Below are 6387 nucleotides of genomic sequence, written 5' to 3'. Positions count from 1 at the left end.
AACTTTGCACTTGTTAATCCCACCTTTTTTGAGGTATTCGATCTGCCTTTTATTAAAGGCAACAAAGCCACCGCATTGAAGGATGAGTCGGGTATGGTACTGACGAGTACAACCGCAGCCAAACTTTTTCCCGGCACAAATGCGATAGGAAAGACAATCAGCCGGAAATCGTATGACGGCAGCATAACCTATTATACAGTTACAGCTGTGGTAGGAGATATTCCTGCCAATTCGCATTTTACGACCGATGTATTTGCATCGCAGCCATTTACCTCGAAAACACTCGATTTTACCCAATACAGCTCACTACCGCAGTACGTACTGCTGAAATCCAATGCAGATGCGGAAAAGCTGGAAGCCAAAATGCAGTCTGTTCTGGCGAAGTACAAATTGACTAAGACTGAGCATATTCAACTGCTGCCTCTGACGGACATTCATTTGCGCGCTGGAAAATTGAATGCACCTGATATGAAGTTGAGCGATATCCGGTACATCTATATTTTCGGTTGCGCCGCATTGCTTATTCTGCTGATCGGCTGCATGAACTATGTGAACCTGACTACCGCGCAGGCATTGCAGCGGGTGAAAGAAGTGGGGATCCGCAAAACTCTGGGAAGTGGCCGCGCTCAGCTTGCGTTTCAGTTTATCGGTGAGTCATTCCTGTTTTTCATGATTGCAAATGCGCTGGCTATTGTTCTCTCGATTGTTATGCTGCCTGTTTTCAATCAAATGTTACAGGTTAACCTGGCAGTGAGTGATTTATTTGGGTTTCAAAACCTTTCACTCTTTCTCGCCATTGCACTGGGATCTGGCTTGCTGGCGGGCGCTTATCCGGCTATGTTCCTGAGCCGCCTCCAACCTGCTGGTATTCTGAAAGACAAGAATGGCGGTCTCCGCATCAATCTCAGTCTGCGCAAAGTGCTGATCGTTTTTCAGTTCAGCATTTCCATTGCACTTGTTGTGGCAACCATAATCGTGTGGCAGCAGCTGAACCTGTTTCATAACCGTCCTCTGGGTTTCAACAAAGATCATTTAATCCTCTTGCCTGTAGTTCACCTCGACAATAAACCCGATGCATTCAAAGCAAAGCTGCTCGATAATCCCAACATTATCTCGGCCAGCTTTACCGACCTGGATCTGGGTAAAAGCATCGGCAATGCATCCAGCATGCCGGATCCAGACGATAGTACGCGGAGGCTCGACTTCGGCTTTGTGTTCGGTGACGCTGATTTCCTCAAAACAATGGGAATTAAAATGGAGAGCGGCCGGAATTTTTCAAGCCAATTTCCGGGTGATTTCCTGAATTATGATTCACTCTATTCTGCTTCGAATGGTAAAGACGCAGTGAAAGTCTTGTATCAAAGACCGATCATTATAACGCAAAGTCTTGCCAAAGCATTGAAGTTGAAAAATACGAGTAACGAAGTGATCAGGCTGGGCGCGTTGCGGGGAACGGTGATCGGTGTTGTCAGGGATTTTCAGGTGACTACCTTAAAAGAGGCAAGCCCGCTGCTTGTCTTCAAACCAAGGCAAAACTGGATCAGTACCACGACTTATGTTCGCGTAAACAACCAGAATATCCCGGAAAGCATTGCTCATATGGAAAAGGTGTGGAAACAGTTTTTCCCCGATTATACCTTTTCGTATGCATTTGCTGACGATAATCTTCAAAAACTGTATGAATCTGAAAACCGTCTGGCTTCCATCTTCAGTGCTTTCGCATTGCTGGCGATAGCGATTTCGACTTTGGGTTTATTCAGTCTTGCCGCATTGATGGTCAGGCAACGCACCAAAGAGATCGGTATCAGAAAAGTACTGGGCGCCTCGGTATCGGGTATTGCATTGCTGCTTTCCCGGGAGTTCATTTCATTGATAGTAGTGGCAGCCGTAATTGCTTCGCCGCTTGCCTGGTACGGAATGGAGCAGTGGCTGCAGGACTTTGCAAACCGGGTCAATATCCATTGGTCTGTTTTCATTCTGGCAGCTGTTCTCGCGTTGCTTACGGGTGTGCTCACAGTCGCATTTCAGACCATCAGAGCGGCGAGGTCCAATCCTGTGGAAGCATTGAAGACGGAATGAGTTGGATTGGTAACGGGCTTTTTGCCGCATGAATGTTAAGTTGGTTCAAGGTGCAGGTACGCTTTTTGATGGAAATGTGCAGGCTGTGCCAATTTGGTTGGTACAGTAAATTTGTTCACCACATAAAACACCATTAACATGAAAATCGCATCAGCAATCATGTCACTCGCAACCGTAGCAATGCTATGGGGCTGCGGGTCCAAATCAACCGAAACAACAGACACAACTGACTTTGCCGACAGTACAAACGAAGCAATGGCAGAAGGCGCCGCAACTGATTCAGCGTCGGCAGTAGCAGAGGATGATGCAGAATTCGCAGTAGAAGCCGCAAACGGTGGAATGGCGGAAGTGGCTTTAAGCAAAATCGCTGAGGAAAAAGCAACCGACCCGAAAGTGAAATCTTTTGCAAAACAAATGATCACAGATCATACCAAAGCAAATGATGAGCTGAAAACACTGGCAATGAGCAAAAACATCACGTTACCAGCTGCTCCAAACGAAGAGAAGCAAAAAGCAGCTGCCGACCTGGGTAAGAAAACAGGAAGTGATTTTGACAAAGCTTATATCGCGCAGATGAAAAAAGACCATGACGCAACCGTGAAGCTTTTTGAAGATGCGCAAAAAGAAGTAAAAGATGCGGAGCTGAAAGCTTTCATCGACAAAACTTTGCCAGTCATTAAAGCACATGCTGAGCACGTAAAAGCAATGGACAAATCGAAATAATCCATACTTATATAAGAAGCTGGCAGTCGCGGTAGTGGCTGCCAGCTTTTTTATTGGTGCCCGCCTCCCTTATGCGTAAGCCTCGTGATATTTTGAAAATTTTTCTTATTATTATCTAAATGAAGTTTAATATTATACTATTGCTACATTGCTGATCAGGATTTGCATTAACTCTACTTTTTTCAAATGAAAACAATTGTTATTACCATGCTGCTGGCTGCGCAAATGATGCACGTTGCTGTGGGCCAGTCCAAAAGTGCCACATCTGCTCCGCAGGCAAAAACCCTTAATGGGACGGTAGAAGGCGTGCTGGAAACGTCGGGTGTGCGGGCATTCAAAGGAATTCCATTTGCGGCACCACCAGTAGGTGAGTTTCGCTGGCGAGAGCCGCAACCGGTAAAAAACTGGCAGGGCGTTCGCAAAACGGTCAAGTTCGGGCCGCGCGCCATGCAGAATGCCGTGTTCGGGGATATGGGTTTCCGGTCCGACGGGATGAGCGAAGATTGTTTGTACCTGAATGTATGGACACCGGCGAAATCCGCCAATGAGAAACTGCCGGTTCTGGTGTACTTCTACGGCGGCGGCTTCGTCGCTGGTGACGGTTCCGAGGGACGATATGACGGCGAGAGTATGGCGAAAAAGGGCATTGTGAGTCTTACGGTCAACTATCGTCTGGGCATATTCGGCTTTTACGCGTCGCAGGATCTGACTAAGGAATCGCCAAACAAAGCATCGGGTAACTACGGGTATCTGGACCAGGCTGCTGCACTGGCCTGGGTGAAGAAGAATATCGCTGCATTCGGAGGAGATCCTAATAAAGTGACCATTGCCGGAGAATCTGCCGGTTCTCTGTCGGTGAGCGCATTGATGGCGTCACCGCTTTCAAAAAATCTGTTTGCAGCTGCGATTGGCGAGAGCGGATCTGTGCTGGGTACATTGCCGCCGGTACCACTAGCGCAAGCTGAGGAAGCTGGTGCGAAATTCAACGAGCAAGCAGGTAAGAAATCGCTGGCAGAAATGCGTGAAATCCCGGCCGAAGAATTGCTGAAAGCAACAGCCGGGCCAAATGTGCCGCGCTTTTCATCTGCAGTAGATGGTTATTTCTTCACTGAGCCGCCATTGAAAACGTTCCAGGAAGGAAAGCAGTCGCAGGTACCATTGCTGGCAGGATGGAATTCGGAGGAAATGAACTATCGGATGATTTTGGGCAAAGAGGCGCTGACTGTGGAAAATTATAAGAAAGCCGTGCAAAAACTTTACGGAGAGCAGGCTGATCAGGTTCTGAAAGAGTATGCAGCTACTTCGGACGCAGAAGTGGAGCAAGTGGCCACTGACCTGGCAGGTGACCGTTTTATCGGTTATGGTACCTGGAAATGGATTGACCTGCAAAGTAAAACCGGCGGCGGAAAGCCAGTTTACAGATATTTGTACGCGCGAGCGCGGCCAGCAATGAGCGCGGAAGCCGGTAATGTAACTGCAAACCTGGCTGGCGGCGTATCGAAGAGTACAGAGCCTGCGGCAAAAGCGCCGCTGCCAAAAGGCGCAGTGCATTCAGCGGAGATCGAGTACGCAATGGGTAATTTGGGGTACAACAAAGTTTACGCCTGGACCCCGGAAGATCATAAAGTATCTGCCACCATGCAGGAATACTTCGCGAACTTTATCAAAACTGCAAATCCAAACGGAAAAGGACTACCTGAATGGCTCCCCGTAAAAGCAGGTGAAAATGCAAAGTACATGTACCTGGATGTAGACAGCCGCCTGGAAACAGAAAAGCACCGAGGCCGCTACCTGCTGCTTGAACAAATGGCTGCGAAGAACTAGTTTAAAGATTTGATGAATATGCTGCATTTGCTTCGTTTTGGGAGCGGATGCAGCATTTTTGCTATATAACCGGTAGGTTTGTCATTTTATTCTGCAACCAACTGTTTTATTGAAATCCGAACTTCTTCTTCTTGTACGGTTTAATGGTCTTGGAAGCCATGATCAATCTGTGGACTTTCGCAAGGTCCTCTTCATTCATTTTTCCGAGATAGTTCCTGGGATCTGATTGCAGTGCTGTTTTAATAAAGCCCACGCTTTCTTCATGTAAATCCGTACAATCTATGAACGATTTATGATGGAGGTATTCGCGGCCAGTGTTATCAATGGGTATATGAAGGCTTTTTAATTCATCGGAGAAGTTTACATGCTCATTGACTATGGTATTAATCAAGACTGTTGCCAGGCTGATGTGATCTTCTGCAATCGCAACAACAACGAATCTTTTTTCCTTCGGAGGAACAGTCCAGTTGACGAACAACCTTATCACGCAGCCAACCTCAATCTTTCTCTCAGCGAATTCTCCTCGAAAGCTTTCAGGAAAGTAATTCCCCAAGCTCATTTAAACATTCTTTTGGTTTCAAGATTTTCCTGCAGATAGTGAAGCGTGTCTTCACTGGCGCCGCCAACTCTGCCAATCTCGAAAATGTCAATTTTGTGATTAAGCTTGACAGCATTGTAAGCGTCATCATGAGATTTGTCGGTTCGTTCCGAGAATGTAAGACTGCCAAAAGAGTCGATTGAATTATCAATGCATAAAATCTCTGACTCTGATAAGTAATCTAAATTTGGCTCGGAAACAGCATTAAATGAATGTTCACCAGCCAGGCTGAAATAATTGGCCCAATCTCCATTCGAAACACCTTTAAGGATGTCGTACGCATTTGAGGGTACCGGACCATACTTCATAGCAACATAGTCGTCATTAAGAAGCTTCCTTCCAAAACGCCTGATATGCTCCTGCTCAGCGAAATACAGTATCTTGAAGATCTTGTGGTAGTCGGCAGTGCCAAGTTTAGAAATTACGTACAGGAGAATATTGATTAACTCCATACGATTCTCGTCAATTCTCATAAGTGCTAGCGGTGTATTGTTGCTTTTGAAATAATATTCTTTAAAATTTCAAATGGCTTATGTATTATTCTGATCGGTAGAATGATAGCCCGATTTTGTAAAACAAAGTTATTGTTATTAATGGATTGTTGGCGATATAGTAATTATTTTTTGTCGCTAACCCCCAAATCCCCCTCGCAATTGTCCCAAATTCCCGCTTAATTTCAGTTTTACAATAAATAGTTTTGTACAAAAAATGTCTTTTTGAAACAAACAACTTATTGAAAATGAGAAAGCTGGTATTGTTTGCGCATATGTCGCTGGATGGTTTTGCGGGGGACAAAGAGGGGGGCCTGGGCTTCTTGTCGTACAATGAAGAGCTGCGGCAATTTGCCGATGAACTGGTGCAAACAGTGGGCGCGCCGGTGTATGGCAAAAACACTTACCATTTAATGGAAGGATACTGGCCCACAGTTCTGAACGATCCGAATGCAGACGTAAATTCGCTGGCTCACGCAAAATGGGTGCAGGAAATTCCCAAGATCGTGTTCTCAACAACTTTGGAAAGCGCAGACTGGAACAATACCACGCTGATCAGGGACAATGTAGTGGAAGAAATAAACAAACTGAAACAGCAGCCCGGGAAAGATCTGGTGATATTCGGCAGTCCCGGGCTTGCTAAAAGCCTGATGAACCTGGGCCTAGTCGACG

General features: G+C 46.1%; 6 protein-coding genes. 4 read left to right on the top strand and 2 right to left on the bottom strand.

Annotated elements, in window-relative coordinates:
* From ACTIE6_RS15040 to ACTIE6_RS15030, 3 genes are all read left to right on the top strand, one after another.
* A partial coding sequence (locus ACTIE6_RS15040; RefSeq protein ID WP_439557420.1) for an FtsX-like permease family protein occupies positions 1–2079 on the top strand: 2079 nt, incomplete at its 5' end.
* Positions 2080–2217: 138 nt separating this feature from the next.
* Positions 2218–2802 (top strand): DUF4142 domain-containing protein, encoded by a 585-nt coding sequence (locus ACTIE6_RS15035; RefSeq protein WP_439557419.1) that lies wholly within the window; start codon positions 2218–2220, stop codon positions 2800–2802.
* A 186-nt stretch (positions 2803–2988) separates the two neighbouring features.
* On the top strand, positions 2989–4626 hold the full coding sequence (locus ACTIE6_RS15030) for a carboxylesterase/lipase family protein (RefSeq protein ID WP_439557418.1): 1638 nt from the start codon (positions 2989–2991) through the stop codon (positions 4624–4626).
* A gap of 106 nt (positions 4627–4732) precedes the next feature.
* Here ACTIE6_RS15030 and ACTIE6_RS15025 read toward each other — a convergent pair whose 3' ends face one another.
* A complete protein-coding gene (locus ACTIE6_RS15025; RefSeq protein WP_439557417.1) occupies positions 4733–5185 on the bottom strand; it encodes a hypothetical protein in 453 nt (150 codons plus the stop codon).
* Positions 5182–5676, bottom strand: coding sequence for a Panacea domain-containing protein (locus tag ACTIE6_RS15020; RefSeq protein ID WP_439557416.1), 495 nt, complete (start codon positions 5674–5676; stop codon positions 5182–5184). Before ACTIE6_RS15020 ends, ACTIE6_RS15025 begins: the two co-directional genes overlap by 4 nt.
* A gap of 287 nt (positions 5677–5963) precedes the next feature.
* Here ACTIE6_RS15020 and ACTIE6_RS15015 point away from each other — a divergent pair.
* A partial coding sequence (locus tag ACTIE6_RS15015) for a dihydrofolate reductase family protein (RefSeq protein WP_439557415.1) occupies positions 5964–6387 on the top strand: 424 nt, incomplete at its 3' end.

The organism is Dyadobacter sp., assembly GCF_051859145.1.
Classification (GTDB): Bacteria; Bacteroidota; Bacteroidia; order Cytophagales; family Spirosomataceae; genus Dyadobacter.
This window is presented reverse-complemented; position numbering and strand designations above follow the sequence as displayed.

Excerpts from the sequence above, each read along its gene's own strand:
- ACTIE6_RS15025 (WP_439557417.1), bottom strand. The coding sequence starts at position 5,185 with ATGAGCTTGGGGAATTACTTTCCTGAAAGCTTTCGAGGAGAATTCGCT.
- ACTIE6_RS15035 (WP_439557419.1), top strand. The coding sequence starts at position 2,218 with ATGAAAATCGCATCAGCAATCATGTCACTCGCAACCGTAGCAATGCTA.
- ACTIE6_RS15020 (WP_439557416.1), bottom strand. The coding sequence starts at position 5,676 with ATGGAGTTAATCAATATTCTCCTGTACGTAATTTCTAAACTTGGCACT.
- ACTIE6_RS15030 (WP_439557418.1), top strand. The coding sequence starts at position 2,989 with ATGAAAACAATTGTTATTACCATGCTGCTGGCTGCGCAAATGATGCAC.